The sequence below is a fragment of the Geodermatophilaceae bacterium NBWT11 genome, from assembly GCA_014218215.1.
Taxonomy (GTDB): Bacteria; Actinomycetota; Actinomycetes; order Mycobacteriales; family Geodermatophilaceae; genus Klenkia.
Genome location: CP043652.1, coordinates 1,414,468 through 1,437,577, shown reverse-complemented (window position 1 = coordinate 1,437,577; position 23,110 = coordinate 1,414,468). Strand labels below are relative to the sequence as shown.

Below are 23,110 nucleotides of genomic sequence, written 5' to 3'. Positions count from 1 at the left end.
CGGTGGGGTGGGGGCGGGCCACGTCCTGCAGGTGACGGCCCCCGCAGGGTCGTATCTTGTGCGGCATGAGGACTCTCCGGACGACGGCGCCGCTCGCCGCCCAGGGTGCCCTCCCCGTGTCCGGCCCGGGCGGGGTCCGTACGTGAGCTCACCGCACCACCCGCCCCTGCCCTACTCCGGCACCCGCAGCGCCCCGCACCTCGACCCCGGGGTGGCCGGGCTCGACGCGCCCCGCCCGGCCCCGCGCCGGCGGTTGTTCGGCCGCGGCCTCACCGAGGGCGACCCCACGCCCGGCCCGGCCGACGTCGCCGCCTGGACCGGGTACCTGGCCGCACCGGTGCCCTCCCCGCGGCGGATCGGGGTCATCGCGCTCAAGGGCGGGGTCGGCAAGACCACGCTGTCGGTGCTGCTGGCCAGCACGCTGGCCCGCGCCCGCCGTGACCCGGTGCTGCTCTTCGACACCGACACCACGTTCGGGTCCCTCGCGCTGCGCACCGGCGTGCCGCTGCAGGCCTCGGCGCACGAGCTCGCCGCGGCCGGCGACCCGGGCCGGTTCGAGGTGCTCGCCGGCGCGCTGGCCCGCTCGGCCGACGGTGCCTGGGTGCTGCCCAGCGGCCGGGACCCCGAGCAGAGCGCGCAGCTCACCGAGGACGTCTACGTCCAGGCGATGAACGCCGTCTTCAAGCACGTCGCCGTGATGGTCACCGACTGCGGCGCCGGCCTGGCCACCCCGCTCATGCGCCGGGTGGTCAGCGGCTGCCACAGCCTGGTGCTGGCCACCTCGCCCAGCGTCGACGGGCTGCTGGCCAGCCACAACGTGCTGCGCTGGTTGCGCCAGTCGGGTTTCGAGGCCCTCGCCGACCGCAGCATCGTCGCGGTCACCAACGTGCCCGCACAGGGCGGGGCGGTCGACATCGCCGAGGCGCGCACCCGGTTCGCCGGGCTGGCCGGGGACTTCCTGACCGTGCCCGCCGACCGGCACCTGGCCACCGGCAGCCAGCTGCACCTCGAGGCCCTGGACGGCCGCACCCGCTCGGCGGCGATCCGGCTGGCCGCCTCCGCGCTCGGCGCGGCGCTCGCCACGCCCTAGGCAGCCACGGCGGCTCGGACGTCGTCGCCGGTGATGGTCTGCAGCTGGGCCAGGGTGGGGCGCTCGCCGAGCTGCCGGAGCCGCTGGGACTGCACCTTGCGGAGCTTCTCGAACAGCTTGCGCGCCTCGCGTGCGTTGCCGAAGTCCGCGCCGCGCTCGACGGTGCTGAAGTGCTGCAGGAGCAGTGGCTCGGCGTCCCCGTCGAGCAGGTAGTCCCCGCCGGTGATCATCCGGGAGATGATCAGCGTGAGCTCGTCGGGCCCGTAGTTCTCGAACTCCACGGTCTTGACGAACCGCGAGGCCAGGCCGGGGTTGGCGTCGAGGAACTGGACCATCTCGGCGGTGTAGCCCGCGGCGATCACCGCCAGGGCGTCACGGCGGTCCTCCATCAGCTTGACGATCATGTCGATCGCCTCCTGGCCGAAGTCGTTGCCGCCCCCGCCGGCCTGCCGGGAGAGCGTGTAGGCCTCGTCGAGGAACACCACCCCGCCGACGGCCTCGTCGAACACCGCCGCGGTCTTCTCCGCGGTGTGCCCGATGTACTGCCCCACCAGGTCGCGCCGGGAGACCTCCTTGAGCGGACCGCCGGGCAGCACGCCCAGTGCGGCGAGCAGCTGGCCGTAGATGCGCCCGACCGTGGTCTTGCCGGTGCCGGGGGCGCCGGCGAACACCAGGTGGTGGCTGGACCCACCGACCGCCAGGCCCGCGCTGCGCCGCCACTCGTTGACCTGGATCTCGTCGATGATCGAGCGGACCTCGTCCTTGACGCTCTCCAGCCCGACCATCTGGTCCAGCTCGGCGAGCAGCTCCTCGACGCGCTCGGGGTCCCCCTTGGCCGCCGAGGAGGCGCCCACCCCCACCGCCGCGGCCTTCGGTGCCTCGGTCACCTCGACGTCGGCGGCGTCGTCGATCCGCACCCCGGGCGCGGCGGTGGCCTCGGTGCGGCAGCCCTCGACCCGGCCCGAGGTGCCGGCGCCGAAGTCGATGCCGACCCCGCGGGTGTCGGTCACCGAGACCCGGATCAGCACCGGGGCCCCGCCCTGGGCGACCGCGATGCCCTGGTCGCCGGTCGCGGAGACCTCGCAGCCCTCCAGCGTGGGCCGGGCGGACTGGTAGACGTACACGCCGCGGCTGCCCGCCCCGCGGATCGTGCAGTCGCGCAGCACCGGGTCGGCCCCGAGCCGGACGACGACGGCGTCGTCGGCGCTCTCGGCGATGGTGGTGCCGCTGACCGTGCCGGTGGAGTCCTCCACCACCAGGCCCTGCTGGGCGCCGGTGACGGTGCAACCGGTGACGGTGATCGTGCAGCGGTCCACCGCCCGGACGCCGGCGCCGTAGCCGGCCTGCACCGTGACGTCGGTGAGGGTGAGCGTGGCCTCGGCGGCGTCCACGACGTGCGCCTCGCGACCGACCAGGGTGATCCCGCGGACGGTGAGGGAGCCCCCGCGGACCCGCAGGGTGGGGTCGTAGGAGGAGCCGCCCACCACCACGTCGGCGGCCTCGACGCCGTCCGCCGCGGTGATCGTCACGTCCGCGCCCACCAGGTCCAGGGCCTCGTCGTAGGTGCCCGCGGCCAGGACCACGGTCGCGCCGGCACCGGCGTCCAGCAGGGCCTCGGCCAGCGTCGGGTAGGCGCCGGGGCGGTCGGTGGACACCTGCAGGGTGGCGCTCATCGGTGCTGCTCAGCTCCTGCTCGCGGACGTGTCGGAGCGGGTCCTCTACGGCACCCGCGGGTCCGCTGCGACCCTACTGTCGCGGCTGCCCCTAGGCTCGCCGAGGTGAGCGGACCGGGGGACGACGGGACGGGCCCGGAGCTCGGTGACCCCGCCGTCTTCACCGCCGCGCTGGACGCCGCCGCCCGCGCCGGTGACACCGCGCGCTGTCTGGCGCTGCTGCGCACCGGCGACCTCGCGCTCCCGATCACCCCGGCCGCCGCGGCCGGCGACGAGCCGGCGGCCTGGGCCACCGCGCAGGCGCAGGGCGTGACCTGGGTGCTCGCCTACAGCTCGGTGGAGCGGATGCAGCAGTGCACCCGCGGCGAGGCCACCCACGCCCGGGTCGCGCCGTTCCTGGAGCTGGCCGCCGGCTGGCCGGACACCCGCGTCGGGCTCGCCGTCGACGCCGGGGCCGAGCACCCCTTCTTCCTGGAGTCCGGCACGGTGGCCCGGCTGGCCGCACCCACCCTGGCCGAGGACCGGGCCGCCGACCCCGACGCGCTGCCGGCGGTGGTCCAGCAGCTGCTGAGGCCGGCCGACGTCCCGGTGCTGCTGGCCGCGTCGCAGGCCCGGGTGTCCGGCTACGTGCACCACGCCTCCGACGTCGCCCACCTCGGTGCCCCCACCGCGCTGGTCGACGCCGTCGGGCGGGCCGCCGAGGAGGACGAGCTGCTCTCCGACACCGGGTCGGTCACCGTCCTGCGCTGGGCCGTCGTCGGACCGGAGCTGGTCCGGACGCCGCTGGGCGGGGTCGACGAGGAACGCCGGGACGCCGTGGCGGGCTGGGTCGTCGAGGAGGAGCCGTTCACCGGCACCGGGTGGGCGCAGCCGGACTCGCTGGTGCGGGAGTACCGGGTGCAGGGGCTGCTGCTCCCACACGGCGCCGAGCTGTGGGAGCTGCACCCGTCGGGTGCCCAGCAGGCCCGGGCGGTGTGGGACGGCGTCCGCGAGGTCTGGTCGCTGGTGGTCACCGAGGAGCAGCCGTGAGGTGGACGACGTACCGGGCCCGCTGGCGGGGCGAGGAGCTGCGGGCCACCCCCGAGCAGCGCTTCGACGGTCTGTGGGTGTGGCTGGTCGCCCCCCGCGCGACCGCCGGGTTCGACGCGGTCACCGACGACGGCCCGTGGGTGCGCCAGGTGCCGGCGGCCGACTGCGACGTGCTGCTGCTGGTGCGCACCGCTGGCACCTGGCGAGGCCTGCCGGTGCACGTGCACGACGAGCGCACCGGGGACGGCGGGGGCGACCTGCTGGTCGAGTACGCCGGCGGTTCGACCCCCGAGGCGGTGGCCGCCGGCTTCGAACGGGTCGCCCGGGGGGTGCACCGGCGGTGGGTTCTCCGGGACGAGGTGCGCGGCCTGCGCGAGGACACCGCCCTGCTCGACTGAGCTCAGCGGCGCGCGGCCGCCTGCAGGAGCCACTGCTCGACGCTGGTGGGGACGACCTGCACCGAGCGCGCGACGGCCCGGCTGACCAGGGTCACCACGTCCCCGGGCAGGCCGGCGAGGGAGGACTCGGGGTCGGGCAGGCCCATCGCGCGCCCCACCACCTGCGCCGAGCTCAGCCCGAGGCCCTGGGTGAGCACGACGTCGGCGTTCCCGACCCCGGCTGCGTTCCAGCGGCTCATGCTCTCCACCAGGGTCAGCTGGGTGGCCCAGGCGCCCACCCGGTGCGGGTCCCCGCCCCCGGCCTCGTCGTCGACCACCAGCAGCTGCGGGACGGCGAGCGTGCCCGGACGGAGCGTCCCGGGCTGGTCCACGACGCTGACGGACCCCGCGCGTCCGGCGGCGAGCTGGGCGAAGGTGCTCCAGGCCGCGGGCCGGGTGGTCTGGACGACGACCTGGGCGCCGAGTGCGAGGGACCGGACGACCAGCACCTGGACCAGGGACAGCGGCGCGACGGCCAGGGCCACGGTCGGTTCGGGCCGGAACAGCGCGAGCCGGACGGTCCCGCCGTCCCGGTCCCGGCCGAGCACCAGCCCGCCCCCGCCGGAGCTGACGTGCAGGGCGTCGACGGTGGTGGCATCGGCGCGCAGCGGTGGGAGCACGGTCGCCGGGACGACGGACGCCGGGCTGGGGAGGGCGGTCACCGGAGGAACCCACCCAGCGGGAGGGTGGCCGCGACACCGGCGGCGTGCTCGCCGTCCAGTCGGCGCACGGTGCCGCCGAGGGCCCGCGCCTGCTCGACCAGTGCGGTGACCGCGGCCCGGGCGTCGTCCCCCGGGGGGAGCACGAGCCGGACCGTGCCCTCCAGGTCCAGCTCGTCCCCGGTGCGCCGGGCGGCCACCGACACCGTCGTCGTGAGGGCCGGTACCTCGCCGAGCCGGTCGACCCAGGCGCGGGCGGCGTCACCGTCGCCGAGGTCGGGCCACCGTGCGACGTGCAGGGTGACGTGCTGGAGGTCCCCGCCGTGCCAAGCCCGCCAGGTCTCCCGGGTGCCCCCGGGTGGGGTGCCGTCCGGAGCGCCCCCGACCAGGGTGAGCACGCCCGCCCGTGCGTCCTCGGGGCTGAGGAGGTGGCCGCGCAGGCCTGCGCGGCGCACCTGGCGCTGCACCCGCCGGACCGCGTTGACCAGTGCCTGGCGCAGGTCGTCCTCGTCGGTGTCGACCGGTGGCCGCTGCACCTGCAGGGCGATCCAGCTGCGGCGGCGCGCGGGGACCGACCCCCCGGTCAGCTCCCGGTAGGACACCGCCGCCGGGTCCTCGGGACCCAGCACGCCCGGCGCCGGCACGGTCTGCACCAGCAGCTGGACGGTGACCTGGGGGCCACCGTCCTCGGGCGCGGGCAGCAGGCTGCCCAGTGCCGGCAGCACCGGGACCCGGTCGTCGAAGGGGTGGGTCGTCGCCGGACTGGCCTCCACGACGACGCTCGCGCCGCCCGCGTGGTCGAAGACCGCGGCGTCGACGCCGTCGACCCGGACCACGTCGATCCAGCCGCCCCGGGTCACCGCACCCAGCACGGCGTCGGCCGCGGCCACCGGGTCGGTGCCGGGCGGGTCCGTGCGGCGGCGTCGTCCCCGGAAGCGCAGTCGGGCGGCCAGCACCTGCCAGGCCCAGCGGCCCGAGAGCCGCACGGTGGTCAGCAGCAGGGCGAGCACGGCGACCGTGGCCACCGGGACGAGCACGGGCAGGGGCTCCCGGTGCACGGCGAGGACGGCCACGAGGGCCAGCTCCCAGACCAGCACCTGGACCAGGTGCAGCCCGCCCAGGGTCCACGGTCGGCGCGGGACGCGGGGTCGGGTGGGCACCGGGGCCGGGGGCCGGTCCCGGACCTCCGGCGCCGCCTCGCCCGCGGGCTGGTCCCGGGCCTCCTCGGCAGCGGTGGTGCCCCGTTCCGCCTCGACAGCCGGGGTCGCCGTGCCCACGGCCGAGCCCGCGGCCAGCGCGGTGGCCGACCACTCCGCCTCCGGTCGGGCCGCGGTGGCGGGTGCGGCGGAGCGGGCGCCGTAGGCGCTCGCCGGGTCGAGGGTCAGTGCCGGGGCGGGGCCGCTGGGGGCGGGGGCAGGGACCGGGGCGCCGGCCGGGCGGGCCGTGCGCACCCTCCCGGTCAGCGTGCCGGCGGCGGGCGGAGCGGCGATGCGCCGGACGGGAGCCGGAGGCCGCTGGGCCGCCCGCTGCTCGGGGGCGGGCGGCGGCGGGGCAACGGGCGGGGGTGCGGCGGCGGCGCCGGAGTGCCGGCCCGGGGTGCGGTCCCGGTCGGCCGGGGGCGTGGTCACGTCAGCGCTCGCCACCGAGGGCGGGCCCCGGCCGGCGGGCCGGGGTGCGCTCCTCGGGTCGCTCGATGACCCCGGACCCGGCCTGGTCGACGTCGAAGAGCTCGGCGTCGCCCACGCGCTCGGGCAGGGCGGTGGTCCGCTCGTCCTCGCGCTTGCGGCCGGCCACCGCCGGGGGGCGGGGGGCCGGGGGTGTGCCGGCACCGGCCGCGGGCCTGCCGGTGACCGGGCTGCGCCCGGACAGACCGGTGCGGATGGAGGACCGCGCGGTCGCCGACGTCTCCGGGCGGGTGGCCCGCGTCGGGGCGGCGCGCCCGCCGAGACCGGGAGGCGTCGTGGGGGTGCCGCCGGCGGGGCCGCCGGCCGTGGCGCCCGGTCGGGACTGCACCGACGGACCGCCACGGCTGCCTTGCAGCGGGCGGGGGACGGCGGGGCCCTGCGGGCGGCCGGGGGTGCCCGGGGCGTGCGGACCGGCCGGGTTGCCCGTGCCGGGACGGCCGGGGCCGGTGCGGCCGGACAGGTCGGGGCTGCCGGGGCGACCCTGAACCGGGCGTCCCTGCGCCGGGGGGCCACCGGGAGCGCCGGGTCGGCCCTGGCCCGGCGGGGTTCCGGGGGCGCCGGGTCGGCCCTGTCCGGGCGGGCCACCGGGGGCGCCGGGGCGCTGGCCGGCCGGGCTGTCCGGTCCACCGGCGGTGCGACCGGGGAGCTGGGGTGCGGCGGGGCGCCCGCCACCGCCGGCCGGGGGTGCCCCCGGTGCGTTGCGGCCCTGGAGGGTCTGCGGACCGCCCGGGGCACCCGGAGCCCGCCCGGAGGCGGGGGCGGGGGGTGCACCGGCCGACGTGCGGCCGCCCAGACCGCCGGGAGCGGCCGGCGGTGCGCCCCGACCGGCTGCGGCCGCGGCCGCGCCACCGGCCAGACCGGCGGCAGCTGCAGCACCGGAGAGCCCACCCGGCACGGCGGGCGCGGTCGGCGCGGTGCCCACGCCGGAGGGCGGCGGCGCGACCTGGGCGGGCGCCACCGGCACGGACGGCGCCACCGGCGCCACCGGGGCCACGGGCATCACGGGGGCCACCGGCGCCACCGGGGCCTGCGGCTGCTGGACGAGGATGCCGACCTCGGTGACCGGGGGCGACGTCGGGGGGAGACCGGGCGGGGTGCCGGGCGGCTGGCCGGGCACCCCCGAGGGAGGGGCCACCGGGGCCGGTGCGCCCGGACCGCCGGGGGCGCCGGGTGCACCAGGTGCGCCGGGTGCGCCCGGCTGTCCCATCGCCCCGGCCCAGGCGGCCTGGCTCGGGGTGGCCGCGTCGGTCGGTCCGGCCCACTTCTTGCCCTGCTCCAGACCGGCGGAGGCCTCCACGTAGGCCTGCATCAGGGGGTTGACGACCTCCCGCATCGACTTCTCGGTGGCCTCGCGCAGCACGGTCGCGGTCCGGTCCTCACCGAAGACGTCTCCGATGTCCCCCAGCCCGATGTGGCCGAGCCCCTCGTTGGCGTCCTGGTGGGCGCTCTCCGCGGCATCGGCGGCGTACTCGTCCCAGATCACCTGCATGCGCGCCTGGTACGTGGAGATGGCACCGGCCAACGTCTCCAGCGCCGTGCTCGTGTTCTTGGCCGCTGCCGCCCAGTCGTCCAGGGACCAGGTGGACTGGCCGACCCGGAGCAGGAACGCCTCCGCGGCGTCGGACTCCCAGTCCGCCTGCAGGGTCGTGGCCCGGCGGGCCAGGGTCGCGCGCTGGGTCTCCAGCACGGAGCTCAACTGGGACCAGGCGGTGGCGGCGTCGCGGGTCGCCTGCTCGTCCTCCTGCATGACCATCTGGTAGTGCATCTTGATGTCGAGGGTGTACGGGTCGGTCCCGACCTCGCACATGTGCGAGGCCGGGTACTCCTCACCTGCACCGGACGGGCTGTACCCGAAGTCAGACGGCACGGTGCTCCTCGGGAGTGCCCGGCCGACGGGGCCGGGTGGGGGTGGTGGGGCGTGTGCGGGTCAGCGACGGGTGGGACCCGTCGTCCTCAGGGCGTGGCCGTGGGTGACGGGTTGCCGAACGACGTCGTCGGCGTGCCACCGGTGGGCAGCGGGGTGGACCCGGGCAGGAAGGGCTGGGGGCCGGGGGAGGGCGACGGGGTCGCGGGTGCCTCGTCCGGTCCCTCGACGTTCTCCCGGGTCTCGTCGGCCTTCTCCTCGGCGTCGAACTCGCCGTCGGCACCGTCGAGTTCGTCGTTCAGGTCCTGGACCTCCTGGAACGGGTCGCGTTCGCCGTCCGAGGTCGTCGTCGCCCCACCGGGGGTGCACACGTTCAGCGCCGGCGGGGTCCAGGTGGTGGGGCTGTTGCCGGTGGCCGAGCCCCCGTCCGCCTCGTTCTGCTGGTTCTGGTCCCGGTCCCGCTGCAGCGAGGGGGAACCGGCCGGTGGGCGGAAGGCACCGTCCACGGCGTCCATCCCGCCCTGCTGTTCGGCGTCGCCGTCCCGGTAGTTCTGCGCCACCGTGACCCCGGCGTACCCCAGCGACATCAGCCCGTCGCCGGCCTCGGCGATGAACGCCGCCAGTGCCTCTGCGTGGTTGGCGTACGTGCCCTGGAAGTACTTCGCGGACTCCAGCGTGCTGGCCCCGACGTTGGCGCCCAGGGCGTTCGAGGCGTTCGTGGAGAACCCCTCGGCGAGCTCCGTGGTCTGCCCGACGGTCTTGGTCCCGAACTCGGAGATGCTGTCGGGCTTCGCCTTGGTGCCGTCGCTCACGTCGTCTCCCCGCATCGATGTGGGTGGGTCGTGGTCGTGCCCGGCCGCGGGGGCCGGGGGTGCTGCGCGGGCAAGGGTACCGGGCCGTTCCGGCTGGTCGCAGCCCCGACGGCGGTCCTGCGGGGCGTGCACCACACGATCGGGTGGCTCAGCCCGCCGGGTCGGCCCAGGCCACCTGCACCAGCTCGGTCCCGCGCTTGCGGGTCACCAGCCAGCCCCGACCGGGCGGGAGCGGCATCGGCCGGACGTTGCCCACCAGGGCACCCTCGCTCCGGTCGCCGCTCATCACGATGCCCGGGGTGCCCAGCTCCTTGAGCCGCATGAGGAACGGCTCGAACTGGGCCCGGCCGGCGCCACCGCTGCGCCGGGTGAGCACCACGTGCAGCCCGACGTCCCGCCCCTGCGCCAGGAAGTCGACCAGGGGGAGCAGCGGGTTGGGGTTGCTCGCGGCCACCAGGTCGAAGTCGTCGATGACCAGGTAGAGCTCGGGGCCGTCCCACCAGCTGCGGTCGCGCAGTTGGGCCGCGGTCACGTCCGGGCCGGGCAGGCGACTGCGCATCACCTCGGCGACCTCGGCGATCATGTCCCGCGCCATCGGCGCCGACGTGCCGTAGCCGATGCTGTGCTCGCCCTCGACGACGCCCAGCAGCGAGCGCCGGAAGTCCAGCGTGAGCACCCGGACGTCGTAGGCCGACCGCTCCTCGACCAGGCGGCGGGCGAAGGTCCGCAGGAACGCGCTCTTGCCCGACTCGGCGTCGCCGAACACGACCAGGTGCGGCTCGCTGGAGAGGTCCAGGTGCACCGTGGACAGGTCGTTCTCGGTCAGCCCGATCGCGATGCCCAGGTTGGGGTCGCTCAGCAGCGAGCTGTGCTCGACCAGCGCGGGCAGCAGTCGGACGCCGGGAGCGGCCGGGCCCTGCCAGCGGGTCTTGACCTCGTCGACCAGACCGGCGACGCCGTCGGCCAGGTCCTCGACGGACTGCTCGCCGTCGATGCGGGGCAGCGCGGTGAGCAGGTGCAGCTTCTCGGGGGTGATCCCCCGGCCCGGGGTCTCGGCGGGCACGTTGACCGCGGTCCGCCGGTCCAGCACCGAGTCGCTGGGGTCGCCCAGCCGCAGCTCGAGCCGGGTGCCGAAGAGGTCGCGGATGGCGGGGCGCAGGTCCATCCAGCGCCCGGCCGAGACCACCACGTGGATGCCGTAGGACAGACCCCGGCTGGCGAGGTCGGTGATGACCGGCTCGAGCTCCTCGAACTCGTTGCGCACGGTGAGCCAGCCGTCGACGACGAGGAAGACGTCGCCGTAGGGGTCGTCGGAGACCTGCCCCGAGCGGAGTCGGCGCCGGTAGGTGCCCATGCCGTCGATGCGCTCGCGGCCGAAGCGGGCCTCCCGGTGGGCGAGCAGGCCCTGCAGCTCGGCGATGGTGCGCCGCACCTGGTCGCCGTCCGCACGGGAGGAGACGGTGCCCACGTGCGGCAGCTCGGCCAGGCTGGACAGCGTCCCGCCGCCGAAGTCCAGGCAGTAGAACTGCACCTCGCGCGGGGTGTGGGTCAGCGACATGCTCGCGACGAGCGACCGCAGCGCCGTGCTCTTGCCCGACTGCGGTCCACCGACCACGGCCAGGTGGCCACCGGAACCGGACAGGTCCAGCACCAGCGGGTCGCGGCGCTGCTCCAGCGGCTTGTCGACGATCCCGACGTGGGCGCGCAGCGTCCCCCACAGGTCCGGGGCGTCGACGGTGCAGCCCCGGTCGTCGTGGGCCACCAGCGCGGGCAGCAGCTGGTCCAGCGTGGCGGGCTCGGCCAGCGGGGGCAGCCACACCTCGTGCGCCGGGGCGCCGCGGCCCTCCAGCCGCTCGACGAGCACGTCGAGCAGGCTCTCCCCGACGCTGTCGTCGTCGGTGGCGGCGGGCTCGTCCGGGTCGACCGTGGTCACCGGTGGGGCCAGGTACTGGGTGTCGTAGGCGTGCACGGTCGGGCCCTCGGCGGCCTTCACCTCACCGCGCTCGCTCTGCCGCTTGTAGGTGCCCGACACGTAGGCCGCGCGGAAGCGCTCCAGCGCCTCGGTGCCGAACTTGACGTACCCGTGACCCGGCGCGCGCGGCAGCTCGTAGGCGTCCGGGGCCGACAGCACGACCCGGCTCTCCATCGCCGAGTTGGTGCGCAGCCCGATCCGGTAGGACAGGTGGGTGTCCAGGCCGCGGAGCCGCCCCTCCTCCAGTCGCTGGCTGGCCAGCAGCAGGTGGACGCCGAGGGAACGGCCCACCCGGCCGATCTGCACGAAGAGGTCGATGAAGTCGGGCTTGGCGCTGAGCAGCTCGCTGAACTCGTCGCAGATGATCAGCAGCGTCGGCATCGGGGCCAGCGGAACCCCGGAGGTGCGGGCCCGCTCGTAGTCGCGCAGCGAGCTGTAGTTGCCCGCCGAGCGGAGCAGCTCCTGCCGGCGCAGCAGCTCGCCGTTGATGGCGTCGACCATGCGGTCGACCAGGGGCAGCTCGTCGGCCAGGTTGGTGATGACGGCGCTGGTGTGCGGCAACCGGTCCAGCTTGGTGAAGGTCGCGCCGCCCTTGAAGTCGACCAGGACGAAGTTCAGCGTCTCGGAGTCGTGGGTGACGGCCAGGCCGAGCACCAGGGTGCGCAGCAGCTCGGACTTGCCCGACCCGGTCGCGCCGACCAGCAGGCCGTGCGGGCCCATCCCGTCCTGGGCGGACTCCTTGATGTCCAGCTCGATCGGCGAGCCGTCGGGGCCGATGCCGATCGGCACGCGCAGCAGGTCCCGGTTGGGGCGCGGGGCCCAGCCGGCTGCCACGTCGTAGGTGAAGGGGTCGGAGATGTCGAGCAGGTCCGCCAGGCCCATGGCGGTGCTCATCGCCTGCTCACCGCGCGCGCCGGCCGACAGCCGGAACGGCGACAGCTGGCGGGCCAGTGCCTCGGCCAGCGGTGCGGCCAGCTCGTCGGCCCGGCCGATCTCCGCGGCGCCGTCGGTGGTGCGGCTGCGCATCCGCCCGGTCTCGTCGACCTCGAGCACCAGCGTGCCGCGGTCCAGCAGCCGCGGCGGGGGCGTGGACAGGTCCAGCACGGTGACGCCCTCGACGCCGCCGTCGCTCATCAGGTGGCTGGACCCGGCGACGTCGCCGCCGTCGAGCACCACGACCACGTGGGCACCGGCGACCTGCGCGGTGGCCCCGGCGGGGTTGAACCGCGGCCGGACGGCGAGCAGGTCGTCCAGCATCGCCTCCAGCGCCGGCACGGTCGGGGTGACCAGGCGCAGCTTGCCCAGGGCGTCGGTGCGCTCGGGGTGCAGGCCGTGCGGGAGCCACTTGGCCCACTCCCAGCCGGGGCGCTCCTCGGTCCCGGCGACGACGGCGACCAGCACGTCGTCCGGGCTGTGGTGCACGGCCAGCTGCCCGATCACCGCGCGGACCAGGGCGCGGGTGCGCTCGCGCGGGCCCACCAGGTGCACCCGGGAGAACCCGTTCACCGCCATCGCGACCGGTAGCTCGGGGACGGTGGAGTAGGTGAGGACGAAGCGGCGCAGCGCGCTGGCGCACAGCGGCTCGAGCTCGTCGAGCGGGCGGGTCTGCGGGGGGACGACGGGGGTGGCCAGCGCCTGCGGGCCGCGGCCGATGCGGACGACGCCGAAGTCGGCGTGCTCGGCCCGGCGTTCCCACAGGCGGTGGCTGGCCGCGGTCACCCACAGCTGGTCGGGCTCGGGGTGCCGGTAGAGCATCGCCTCGCGCTGCTGCGCCGCCGTCCGGCGCACCGAACGGCGCTGCAGGGACAGGTGGCGCATGTAGGCGCGCCGGTTGGCGGCCATCTCCTTCTTGCCGCCGCCACCGCCGTTGATGAAGCCCATGGCGACCATGCCCAGCGCCGAGACGCCGAACAGGCCCCCGGCCACGTAGCCGAGCGGGCCGCCGCGGCCGCCGGAGAACATCAGCATCATCGCCCCGGCACCGGCCAGCATCGGCAGCATCATCAGCATCTGGGTCCACTTGCGGCCGCCGGCGTCGGGGATCTCCGGGGGCGGGTCCAGGACGACCTCGCCCGAGGGGAGCTCGGGGGCGTCCCGGCGGGGCTGGCGGCGGAGCACGACCGTGCTGATGGCGCGACCTCCTCGGTCCCTGCTGCGTGTGTGCCTGGGTGCGGTGTGCCACGACGGGCCGGGTGCCGACCGATCCGTATCGTATGGGCGCGCCGGGCGGGGGACGACCCCCCGGACGGGTCCCGTGGGTCGGGTCGGGTCGAGACGGACGGGTGGGCGAGCGGTGACGCGTGCGGTCGGAGGTGGGCTCGCCCGGGTGACCGTGGCCGCCCCACGGCGACGGATCGACGTGGCGTTGCCGGAGTCCGTGCCGGTGGCCGAGCTCCTGCCCGCGGTGCTGCGCAACGCCGGTGAGGGGCTGGCCGACGAGGGCCAGGACCACGGCGGCTGGGTCCTGCGGCGCTCGGACGGCACGCTCGTCGACTCCGCCCGCTCCCTGGCCGCCCAGGAGCTGCGGGACGGCGAGGTGCTGCACCTGCTGCCCCGTCAGGCCGAGTGGCCCGAACTGGACTACGACGACGTCGTCGACGCCATCGCCACCGACGCCCGGGCGCAGAGCCGGACGTGGGGGAGCGCGGCCACCCGCCGTGCCGGGGTGGCCGGGTCGACGGCCGCCCTGCTGGTCGCGGTCGGTCTGCTGCTCACCACCGGGCCGTCCTGGACGCTGCCGGGCCTGCTCCTGCTCGGCGTCGGGCTGCTCGCCGTGGCTGGCGGGGTCGTGGTGTCCCGGGTCGCCGCCGACGCCGACGCCGGCACGGCGCTCTCGGTCGTGGGCACCGCGGGCGCGGCCGCGGGCGGAGTGGTCGTCGGGCTCGGCGACCTGCCCCTGGGCGCGGTGTCCCCGGCCCAGGTGCTCAGCGGGTCGGTGGCGCTCGTGGTGGCCTCGGTGCTCGCCCTGGTCGGGGTGGCCGGGCGCACGCAGTACGCCGTCGGTGGCGTGGTGGTCGGCCTGAGCGGTCTGCTCGGCGCGCTCGTGGCCCGCACCGACGCGGTGGACGCGGTGGACGCGGCTGCGATCACCACCGCGGTGGTCGTCGCCGTCACCCCGCTGGTGCCGCTGCTGAGCATCCGGCTCGGCGGGCTGCCGGTGCCCACGCTGCCCTCGACCACCGAGGACCTGCTCGCCGACCCGCCGCCGGTGTCCCGGGCCCGGGTCCTGGCCCGGGTCCGCCGCTCCGACGAGCTGCTGACCGGGATGCTCGGGGGTGGGGCGCTCACCTCCGTGCTCGCCGCGGTCCTGCTGGTGGGCAGCGGCCGGACGTCGGCGCTGGTGCTGGTCGCCCTCGTCGCCGTGGCGGGTCTGCTGCGCGCCCGGCTCTTCCCGGCCCTGCGACACCGGCTGCCGCTCCTCGCCGGCGGGGCCGGCGGTCTGCTGCTGCTGGCCGTCGCCGCGGCGGTGGGCCTGGAGCCCGGGACCCGGATCGCGGTGGTGCTGCCGGTGCTCGTCGTGGCCGCCGCCGTCGTCCTGGTCTCCGGTCTGGTCTACCGGGACCGCACCCCCGGCCCCTACGTCGGCCGGCTGGCCGACGTCCTCGACGTGCTGGTCGTCCTGGCCGTGATCCCCACCGTCTGTGTGGTCGTGGGCCTGTACGGCTACGTCCGCGGGCTGTACGGCTGACCCGGTGGCCAGTCGCCGGGACCTCTACCAGAGCTACCAGTTCCTCGTCCGTCGCGTCGTCTCCGGGCTGGTGCTGCGGGAGACCGACCCGGCCCAGGACCCGCTGAAGCGCTCGACCGGCGCGGTGTTCGCCGGGGTGATGGTCGCCGTGCTGTCCCTGGCGGTCACCGGGGTGATCGGCGTGATCCGGCCCGGGGGCAACACCTCGTGGCAGGAGTCCGGTGCCGTCCTCGTGGAGGAGGGCACCGGGGCGCGCTACGTCTGGCTCGAGGGCGCAGGGGGTGACTTCGCCCTGCACCCGGTGACCGACTACGCCTCGGCCGTGCTCCTGGCCGGCACCACGGAGACCGTGTCGGTGTCCCGGGAGTCGCTGGGCGACGCCCCCCGCGGTCAGCGGCTGGGGATCGTCGGCGGGCCGGACTCCCTGCCCCCGGCGGACGCCGTCTCGGCCGACCCGTGGACCCTGTGCGCCGCCCCGGTGGAGCTCAGCAGCGGGGAGACCGAGCCGCGCACCGCGTTGCTGGTCGGCGGCGGCGCCCGCGGCGGTGCCGAGCTGGGCGAGGCCATGGTGCTGGTCCGGGACGTCGAGGACGGCACGCTGCACGTCGTCTGGGGCGGTCGGCAGTTCCCGGTGCCCGACGAGCAGGTGCTGCTCGAGGGCCTGGTCCTGCGCGACGAGCCCCAGGTGCAGGTCGGCACGGCGTGGCTGGACGGGCTCCCCGAGGGGCGTGCGCTGGCCCCGGAGCCGGTCGCCGACCGGGGGCAGCCCTCGTCCGCCGTCCCCGGGGGCGTCGTCGGCCAGGTCCGGGTCGTGCAGTCGCCCAACGGCGACGAGCAGTACTACCAGGTGGACGTCGACGCGATCGTCGAGATCACCCAGGTCCAGTCGACGCTCCTGCTCGCCGACCCGGACATCCAGGGCAGCGTCTACGGCGGCGCCCGGCCCGAGGCGCTGCCGCTGTCCGCGGCCGAGGCCAACGCCACCGACCGGGTGGCCCTGCCCGAGCCGACCTCGGCCGACCCCCCGGCGGAGCAGCCCCCGGTCGCCGACCCGTCGTCGGAGAGCACGACGTTGTGCGCGGCCTTCGCCGGTGCCCAGGAGCCCGCCCGGGTGTCCCTGGGCGCCGAGGTGGACACCGCCGCCGCGGCGGACACCCCCCAGCGCAGCTCCGAGGGCACGGTGCTCGCCGACGCCGTCGTCGTCCCCCCGGGCGGCGGGGCGCTGGTCCGGTCGCTGTCCTCTGCCACCGCCGGCACCGGCCCGTTGTTCCTGGTGACCGACGACGGACGGCGGTTCGCCGTCCCCGACGACGAGGTCGCCGCGACCCTCGGGTACGCCGACGTCGAGGCGCTGGCGCTGCCCGAGTCGCTCGTGGCCCGGGTGCCCCAGGGGCCGGCTCTGGACCCGGTCGCCGCGGCCGCACCGGCCTGACCTGCGCTCATCGCCCATACGGGTGAGCTGCGGGTCCGGGACGGGGTCTGCGGCAGCTGAGGGTCGCGGGCTCCGGCCCTCTTGGGTACCGTTCGCCTCGCTCACGGCGCCATCGAGCGTCACCACGGCCCGACCGGTCCACCACGGCCGGACACGAGGGATTGAGGACACATGGCAGACGGCACAGGTGCCAGCCCACAGCAGATGGCGGAGTTCGCCCGCTCGGCGACCGACGCATCGACAGCTCTGGCGTCGACGTTCCGCACCCTGGACGGCGACCTGACCCTGTTGGAGCAGGCGTCGCGCGGTCAGTTCGCGACCGCCTTCGCCCGCGTGCGGGCCACGGTCAAGAACGAGAGCGACGTGATGTACCAGGCGTTGGGGTCCATCGCCGCAGACGTGGGCACGGCCGGTACGAACTACACCCAGGCCGACGACGAGATGGGCTCGTCGATGACCAGCGTCGACAGTGCTGCCGGCGGCATCACGTCCGGCCTGACCCGATAAGGAGACCCAGACGATGAGCAGCGGTGGCGACTACCAGGTCAGCTGGACCCTCCAGCAGAACGCGGCCTCCGACGTGTCGAAGGCGACCTCGGGGCTGGACGCGTCCTTGTCCGACGTGAACGCTCAGGTGAACAAGCTGATGGCGACGTGGGACTCCGACGCCCAGCAGGCCTACGGCACCCGTCAGGGCCAGTGGACGACGGCCTCGGACAACATCAAGTCCGCTCTGCAGCAGTTCCAGGCCTCGCTGACCAGCGCAGCCGAGACCTCGCAGGGCGTGGAGAGCCGCAACACGAACCTCGTCTCCGGCGCCTGACGCCGGACCGGCCCACCGACGGCCGCCGTCACCCACCGGGTGGTGGCGGCCGTCGTGCGTCCCGGGCCGTTCTCAGGGCAGCGGAGGCGGGCGGAACAGCGCGTCGCCGGGGATGAAGCCCGGCTCGACCTCGTCCCGCACCACCGGCGCGGGGCGTCCGGTGCGCCACCCGCGCCGACGGGCGCGGGGCACGACGAGGGTGACCACCGCGACCAGCACGGCCACCGCGCCGAGGCCCAGCGCCCAGCCGGTGGACGTCGCCGCGGCCGACCGTTCGGCGGCCGCGCGGGCCTCGGCGGCCGGGTCCGGAGACGGGGTGCTGCGACCGGGCAGCGGGGCCGGGGCGGCGTCGGTCAACGACTCGGTCAACGCCCGGCCCGGGGAGAACAGACCCGCGCCGTACCCCGTGGACGACGGCGGGGCGACGGCCGTGGCGGTGAGCCGGCGGGCCACCGCCGCGACCCGCTCGGCACCCTGGGGGAGGGCGAGGTCGGGGTCGCCCACGAGCAGGGCCGCACCGGCAGCGACGTAGGCCGCGGCGAACGCCGTCCCCTCGTAGAGGGACTGGCCGCCCAGCGCCGCCGAGACGACGTCCTGCCCCGGGGCGACCAGGTCGACGTAGTCGCCCACCTGGGAGGCGGCCGCCCGCAGGCCGGAGGCGTCCACGGCGCCGACGCCGATGACCCCGTCGTAGGCCGCCGGGTACGGGGTGGCCCGGCCCGTGGTGGGCCCGGTGCCGTCCCGCTGGCCGTCGTGGCCGTCCCCGACCGGGGCGACGACGACGACACCGGCGGTCTGCGCACGCTGCACGGCCGCCGCGACCCCCGGGTCGTCGGCGTAGAGGACCACCCCGAGGAGCACCACCCCGGCACCGGCGCCGACCGCTGCGTCGATGCCCGCCGCCACCCGGGCCGGGTCGACCGGGTCGGCGTCGGGCGCCGTCGCCGCCTGGTCGGTGACCTGCACGGGCAGCACCGTGGCGTCCGGGGCCAGCCCGCGGAAGCCGACGCCGTCGGCGGCCTGTGCCGAGACGATGCCGGCGAGGGCGGTGCCGTGCGGGACGCAGTCGACGGTGGCCGGACCCCCGCGCACCAGGTCGACGCCCTCGAGCACGCGCCCGGCCAGCTGCGGGACGTCGGCCTGCACGCCGGTGTCGAGCACGGCGACGGTGACCCCCGCTGCGGTGCTGAACGGCCACACCGTCTCCGCCGGGTCCCAGGACAGCTGGGGCCACGGCACGTCCGGGACGGTGCCGGCGGCTGCCGGTGGCTGCTCGCAGACCTGGACGGCTGCCGCGGGGGCCGCCACACCGAGGGGGAGCAGCAGCGTCGCGGTCACCAGCAGCCCGCCCCGTCCGGCCCAGCGGTGCACGCGCCCGTCCCCCGATCGTGCGTCGTCGTCCCCGATCGCAGGTGCGTACCGGACCGGACCAGTATCGTCCCACCCGGCCCGAGACCTGCGCGCACGCCGAGGAGGACCCCGTGGAACCCAGCGAACTGCCGGAGACCGCGGCGCTGCGTGCCTACTCGGAGCAGCTGCAGCAGAAGTTCTCCCAGATGGTCGAGCAGGCGCCGGCCCTGGTGGAGAAGGCGCGCGCCGTCCAGGTCACCGAGAAGTCGAAGGACGGGCTGGTGACGGTGACCGTCGGGCCGCGTGGCGACCTCGTCCGGCTCGACCTGGACCCCCGCATCTACCGGCGCCCGGACTCTCGCGAGCTCGCCGACACCATCACCGCGACCGTCCAGAAGGCCATCGGGAAGGCCCGCGACCAGGTCGTGGAGACGTTCGAGTCGATCATCCCGCCCGAGCAGATGCGGGCCACCGTCGAGGGCGACCTCGACGGGATGCTCGGCGCGATGAACCAGCAGATCCAGGGAAGGTGACGGGATGAGCGGCGACGAGGTACGCATCGACGAGGCCCAGGCCGGCAAGGGGATCACCGCCTGGGAGGCCGCCGACACGGCCCTCGGACAGAACGTCCAGGCCCGCCTGAGCACCATCCGCGGCCTCGAGGGCGCCGCACCCTGGGGCGCCGACGGCGCCGGTGCGCAGTTCGCCGCCGACTACCCGACCGCGTCGGGGCAGGTCGCCGACGGCATCGAGCAGCACTCCACCCGCCTGCACGAGCTGGGCCAGGACGCCAGGACGGCCATCGGCGACTCGCTGGCCTCGGACGAGGAGCAGGCCGCACCGGTCCGGCAGGCCGACGGGCAGTTCACCGGGGCGCCCGCCGCGGGCGGCGGGAGCGGCGGCGGCAGTGGCGCCTCCGGCGGCGGTGGTGGTGGCGGTGGCGGTGCATCGGCCGGCGGTTCGTCGGCCGTGGTCTCCGCCTTCGCCCCCGTCGGCGGCCGCGGTGGTCGGGGCGACGGCGCGCAGGTCGTCGAGGCCGGCCTGGTGCCGGCCGGCGGCCAGGGCGGCCAGGGCGGTCGAGGCGGTCGCGGCGATCAGGTCGTGGCCGTGGCGACGGACGGTTGGGCACCCGTGGACGGCGGGCGAGGCGAGGGGGGCGGCCACGGCGAGGGTGGACGCGGCGAGGGTGGACGCGGTGAGGGTGGTCGACCCGGCGGCGACCACGCCGAGGTCGTGTCGGCGTTCGGCTCCCTGGAGGGCGGCGGCGGTCAGGGCGGGCACGGTGGACCCGACGGGCACGGCGGCGACCAGGTCGTGGCGCTGTCGACCGACGGCGGGCCGGGACACGGCGGTGGCCACGGCACGGGGGTCACGTCGGCCTTCGCAGCGGTCGACGGCTCGGGTGGGCAGGTCGGGTCCGACGGGCACGGCGGCGGGCAGGGTGGCGACCAGGTCGTGGCGCTGTCGACCGACGGCGGCCCGGGCACCGGGCAGGGCGGACACGGTGGGGACCAGGGGGGTGCACCGACGGTGACGTCCGGGGCGGGGTCCATCGGTGGTGACCAGGTGGTCGCGCTGACGTCGGACCCTGCGCCGTCGACCGGCGGCGGCGGTGGAGGTGGGGACCAGGCCGTCGCACTGACGTCGGACGCAGCGACGTCCAGCGCGGGCGGCGGCGGTGGCGGCGGTGGCGGTGGCGACCAGGCGGTCGCCCTGGGCACGGCCGGCTCCTCGGCTCCGTCGGTGGAGGCGTCGTCCGCACCGGTGGACGCACCTGCCGAGGTGGTGGGACAGGCGCAGGCCGCGTCGACGCCCGCCGAGGCGTCCGCGCCCCTGGAGCGCGCGACGCCGCTCGAGGCGGTCCAGCCGCTGCAGTCCCCCGCCGGGGCCGACCCGGGCGCGTCGAGTCAGGCCGGTCAGCAGTCCTCCGGTGCCCCGATGGGTGGCGGCGGTGGCGGCGGTGCCGGCGGCGGCGGTCAGCAGGGCGGCGGCGCAGCGCCCGGACCGCAGTCGGCGGCCGTGCACACGGAGCTGACCGACCTGCCGACCGACCAGCAGGACGACGAGACCCCGCGGGTCTCGATCCGCGACGCGTTGCGCGGCTCCTCCTCCTGATGACGGAGCGGTCGGCAGGTCCGACCGCTCCGGGCGCACCGTCCTGCCAGACTGCCCGCCGACGACTGAGCACCACGACGAGACGGGGGTGACGTGAGCTCCGGCGACGTCAGCCCCGCGTGGGAGATCGGCGACCAGCCCGACTGGTTCGTCGACCTCGTCTCCATGATCGTGGCGGGCCAGAGCTGGCCCGAGGGCAGCGAGAGCGCCGTCTGGGACATCAGCGCCGCCTGGTCCGACCTCGTCGAGGAGCTCTCCACCGCTGCCTCCGACCTCAGCGACGCCAGCAGCCAGCTCAAGGCCGGGTGGGACGCGCCGGCTGCGACCACCTTCGAGGACCTCAGCTCGCAGCTGATCGCGTCCCCGGAGGCCGGTCTGGTCGCGTTGATGCAGAACGCCCAGTCCATGGCGATGCAGACCGACAACTTCGCCCGGGAGACCCAGTTCGGGAAGATCTCGATCAACGTCGCCTTCTGGGTGGCGGTGATCGCGGCGTTCATCGCCGTCGTGGCCGCGTTCTTCAGCGGTGGGGCCTCGCTCGGTGCCCTCGGTCCGATCGCGGCGACCGCGCGCACCGCGATCGGTCAGATCATCCAGAAGATCATCGCCGCGGTCGCCAAGAAGTTCGCGACCAAGGCCCTGACCCGGGCCGTCGCCCGGGAGGCGGCCCAGGAGGTCGGCGAGCGCGCGGCGCAGAGCATGGCCCGCAACCTGGCCAACCGGATGGGTCGGGAGGTGATCGAGGAGGTCGGCGAGGAGGTCCTCATCGACTCGATCAGCCAGGGCATCCAGATCGCCCAGGGCACCCGGGACAGCTGGAACTGGAACAACACGCTCACCGCGGCCGCCGGGGGTGCCGCCGGCGCGCTGATCGGTGCCGGTGCGGTCGCGCCGGCGCTCAGCCGGGCCACCCGCAACCTGCCGCTGAACCGGGTGGGCCGCGACGCCACCGGCAACCTGCCCGGCGTGGGCAACGCCGTCCGCCGCTGGCCGGGCAACGCCGCCAACGCCGCGGCGAACAACGCGATCACCTCACCGCTGGCCAACACCCTCACCAACGGCGTGGTCAACGGGCAGTGGGCCCTACCGACGGGGGGTGACGTGCTGGCCGCCGCGCTGGGCGGTGCCGGCCGCGCCGGGACGATCAGCCCGACCAGCGTCGAGGTCGCGCAGGCGGTGCGGCACCCGGTGAACACCATGGCCGACGCCGCCGCGAACAACGCAGCAGCAGCCGTGGCGCGGGGCGACGCCGCGCAGAGCCAGCTCGGCGGGGCCGGTGCGACCACCGGCGGGAGCGGGGGTGCTCCGGGGACGAGCGCGGGCTCGGCCGGCCAGGGCACCTCGGCCCCGGTGTCCGGGGGACAGGGCGCGCAGGCTCCCGGGGGCGGGGGAGCCCAGGGGGGCAGCGGGTCGGCCACGGGCTCGGGTTCGGCGACCTCCGGCTCCGGGTCCGCAGCGGCGGCGGGGGCCGGGGGCGGAGGTGCGACCTCGGGCGCCGGCGGCGCGAGCGGTTCGGGGGCGCCGGCCGCTGCGGGCGGGACGTCCGTGGCCGCCGCACCGTCCGGTGGGGCTCCCTCCGGGGGGGCGCCCTCCGGTGGGGCTCCGTCCGGTGGCGCCCCGGCGAGCGGTGGGGCCCAGGGGTCCGGGAGCCAGGGTGGTGGCAGCCAGGGCTCGTCGTCCGCCAACTCGTCCCCGTCGTCCTCGGGCGGGGGCACCGACTCCGGCACGTCCGGCGGCAGCGACAGCTCGACGAGCAGCGGTCCGGGCAGCTCGTCGACCACCGAGTCCTCCCCGGCGACCACCGACAGCGGGGGCACGACCGAGACGACGGCCTCGGCCCCGGCGGAGACGTCGACGTCCCCGGCGGCGCAGAGCCCGACGGAGTCCGGGCCGCCTGCCTCCAGCACCACCGACAAGACCCCCGCGTCCCCCGCGGAGACGTCGACGACGGCGTCCCCGGCGGCATCGGACACCTCCACCACCGCGGACCCGACCGGCGCCCCGGCGACCTCGGACCCGTCGGGGGGCACGGACGCGGCGACCGACACCTCGACGGGGACGGACACCTCGACGGGGACGGACACCTCGACGGGGACGGACACCTCGACGGGCACCGACACGGCCGCCCCGGCAGCCACGACACCTGCCCCTGCCCCCGCAGCCACCAGCACGTCGACCACGAGCCCGGCCCCGGCCCCGACCACGACGTCCACGACGGCCGGTCAGCAGTCCTCCGCGACCGCGTCCCCCAGGTCGGCCGAGTCCACCGCCTCGACCTCGACGGACACCACGACAGCCACCGACGGCCCGGCCGCCACGGCCACCGGCACCGACACGGCCACCGACACGGCCACCGACACGGCCACCGACACGGCCACCGACACGGCCACCGACACGGCCACCGACACGGCCACCGACACGGCCACCGACACGGCCACCGACACGGCCACCGACACGGCCACCGACACGGCCACCGACACG

General features: G+C 76.4%; 17 protein-coding genes. 8 read left to right on the top strand and 9 right to left on the bottom strand.

All coding sequences use genetic code 11. From position 1 onward, the window contains the following. Nucleotides 1-7 precede the first annotated feature (7 nt). A complete protein-coding gene (locus F1C76_06875; protein QNG36346.1) occupies nucleotides 8-1,090 on the top strand; it encodes an AAA family ATPase in 1,083 nt (360 codons plus the stop codon). Here the strand turns inward: F1C76_06875 and F1C76_06870 are convergent. Next, a complete protein-coding gene (locus F1C76_06870) occupies nucleotides 1,087-2,763 on the bottom strand; it encodes an AAA family ATPase (protein ID QNG36345.1) in 1,677 nt (558 codons plus the stop codon). The genes F1C76_06875 and F1C76_06870 overlap by 4 nt on opposite strands. Before the next feature lie 171 nt (nucleotides 2,764-2,934). Here F1C76_06870 and F1C76_06865 point away from each other — a divergent pair, with 171 nt between their 5' ends. Both F1C76_06865 and F1C76_06860 read left to right on the top strand, forming a co-directional pair. Then, nucleotides 2,935-3,792 carry an SseB family protein gene (locus tag F1C76_06865; GenBank protein QNG39066.1) on the top strand — a complete coding sequence of 286 codons (858 nt, stop codon included), beginning with the start codon at nucleotides 2,935-2,937 and terminating at the stop codon, nucleotides 3,790-3,792. Further along, the gene (locus tag F1C76_06860; GenBank protein QNG36344.1) at nucleotides 3,789-4,190 is read left to right on the top strand and encodes a hypothetical protein; all 402 of its coding nucleotides are present in this window, start codon (nucleotides 3,789-3,791) and stop codon (nucleotides 4,188-4,190) included. The genes F1C76_06865 and F1C76_06860 overlap by 4 nt, the downstream gene beginning before the upstream one ends. A gap of 2 nt (nucleotides 4,191-4,192) precedes the next feature. On the opposite strand, the gene F1C76_06855 is transcribed toward F1C76_06860, so the two are convergent. From F1C76_06855 to eccCa, 5 genes are all read right to left on the bottom strand, one after another. Then, nucleotides 4,193-4,891 (bottom strand): hypothetical protein, encoded by a 699-nt coding sequence (locus F1C76_06855; protein ID QNG36343.1) that lies wholly within the window; start codon nucleotides 4,889-4,891, stop codon nucleotides 4,193-4,195. Continuing rightward, nucleotides 4,888-6,516 carry a type VII secretion protein EccE gene (eccE, locus tag F1C76_06850; GenBank protein ID QNG36342.1) on the bottom strand — a complete coding sequence of 543 codons (1,629 nt, stop codon included), beginning with the start codon at nucleotides 6,514-6,516 and terminating at the stop codon, nucleotides 4,888-4,890. Before eccE ends, F1C76_06855 begins: the two co-directional genes overlap by 4 nt. Before the next feature lies 1 nt (nucleotide 6,517). Continuing rightward, nucleotides 6,518-8,440, bottom strand: coding sequence for a WXG100 family type VII secretion target (locus F1C76_06845; GenBank protein ID QNG36341.1), 1,923 nt, complete (start codon nucleotides 8,438-8,440; stop codon nucleotides 6,518-6,520). 86 nt (nucleotides 8,441-8,526) lie between these two features. Then, complete coding sequence (locus tag F1C76_06840) at nucleotides 8,527-9,249, bottom strand: hypothetical protein (GenBank protein ID QNG36340.1); 723 nt, start codon at nucleotides 9,247-9,249, stop codon at nucleotides 8,527-8,529. Between the two features lie 148 nt (nucleotides 9,250-9,397). Then, the gene (gene eccCa, locus F1C76_06835; GenBank protein QNG39065.1) at nucleotides 9,398-13,351 is read right to left on the bottom strand and encodes a type VII secretion protein EccCa; all 3,954 of its coding nucleotides are present in this window, start codon (nucleotides 13,349-13,351) and stop codon (nucleotides 9,398-9,400) included. Between eccCa and eccD the strand changes: the two genes are divergently transcribed. From eccD to F1C76_06815, 4 genes are all read left to right on the top strand, one after another. Next, the gene (eccD, locus tag F1C76_06830) at nucleotides 13,344-14,909 is read left to right on the top strand and encodes a type VII secretion integral membrane protein EccD (protein ID QNG36339.1); all 1,566 of its coding nucleotides are present in this window, start codon (nucleotides 13,344-13,346) and stop codon (nucleotides 14,907-14,909) included. The genes eccCa and eccD overlap by 8 nt on opposite strands. Beyond that, nucleotides 14,863-16,341, top strand: a complete 1,479-nt coding sequence (gene eccB, locus F1C76_06825) for a type VII secretion protein EccB (protein QNG36338.1) — start codon at nucleotides 14,863-14,865, stop codon at nucleotides 16,339-16,341. Before eccD ends, eccB begins: the two co-directional genes overlap by 47 nt. 171 nt (nucleotides 16,342-16,512) lie before the next feature. Further along, nucleotides 16,513-16,848: a hypothetical protein gene (locus F1C76_06820; protein QNG36337.1), complete on the top strand. Its 336-nt coding sequence runs from the start codon at nucleotides 16,513-16,515 to the stop codon at nucleotides 16,846-16,848. A gap of 13 nt (nucleotides 16,849-16,861) precedes the next feature. Then, complete coding sequence (locus F1C76_06815) at nucleotides 16,862-17,164, top strand: WXG100 family type VII secretion target (GenBank protein ID QNG36336.1); 303 nt, start codon at nucleotides 16,862-16,864, stop codon at nucleotides 17,162-17,164. 72 nt (nucleotides 17,165-17,236) lie between these two features. On the opposite strand, the gene F1C76_06810 is transcribed toward F1C76_06815, so the two are convergent. Continuing rightward, complete coding sequence (locus F1C76_06810) at nucleotides 17,237-18,535, bottom strand: S8 family serine peptidase (protein QNG36335.1); 1,299 nt, start codon at nucleotides 18,533-18,535, stop codon at nucleotides 17,237-17,239. 185 nt (nucleotides 18,536-18,720) lie between these two features. On the opposite strand from F1C76_06810, the gene F1C76_06805 reads away from it, so the two are divergent. Beyond that, the gene (locus tag F1C76_06805; protein QNG39064.1) at nucleotides 18,721-19,047 is read left to right on the top strand and encodes a YbaB/EbfC family nucleoid-associated protein; all 327 of its coding nucleotides are present in this window, start codon (nucleotides 18,721-18,723) and stop codon (nucleotides 19,045-19,047) included. Nucleotides 19,048-21,213: 2,166 nt separating this feature from the next. Here F1C76_06805 and F1C76_06800 read toward each other — a convergent pair. Both F1C76_06800 and F1C76_06795 read right to left on the bottom strand, forming a co-directional pair. Next, nucleotides 21,214-22,842: a hypothetical protein gene (locus F1C76_06800; GenBank protein QNG36334.1), complete on the bottom strand. Its 1,629-nt coding sequence runs from the start codon at nucleotides 22,840-22,842 to the stop codon at nucleotides 21,214-21,216. A gap of 9 nt (nucleotides 22,843-22,851) precedes the next feature. Next, on the bottom strand, nucleotides 22,852-23,109 hold the full coding sequence (locus F1C76_06795; GenBank protein ID QNG36333.1) for a hypothetical protein: 258 nt from the start codon (nucleotides 23,107-23,109) through the stop codon (nucleotides 22,852-22,854). Between the last annotated feature and the right edge of the window lies 1 nt (nucleotide 23,110).

Coding starts and splice junctions, on each gene's coding strand:
- F1C76_06815 (QNG36336.1), top strand. CDS start 16,862: ATGAGCAGCGGTGGCGACTACCAGGTCAGCTGGACCCTCCAGCAGAAC.
- F1C76_06820 (QNG36337.1), top strand. CDS start 16,513: ATGGCAGACGGCACAGGTGCCAGCCCACAGCAGATGGCGGAGTTCGCC.
- F1C76_06870 (QNG36345.1), bottom strand. CDS start 2,763: ATGAGCGCCACCCTGCAGGTGTCCACCGACCGCCCCGGCGCCTACCCG.
- F1C76_06805 (QNG39064.1), top strand. CDS start 18,721: ATGGTCGAGCAGGCGCCGGCCCTGGTGGAGAAGGCGCGCGCCGTCCAG.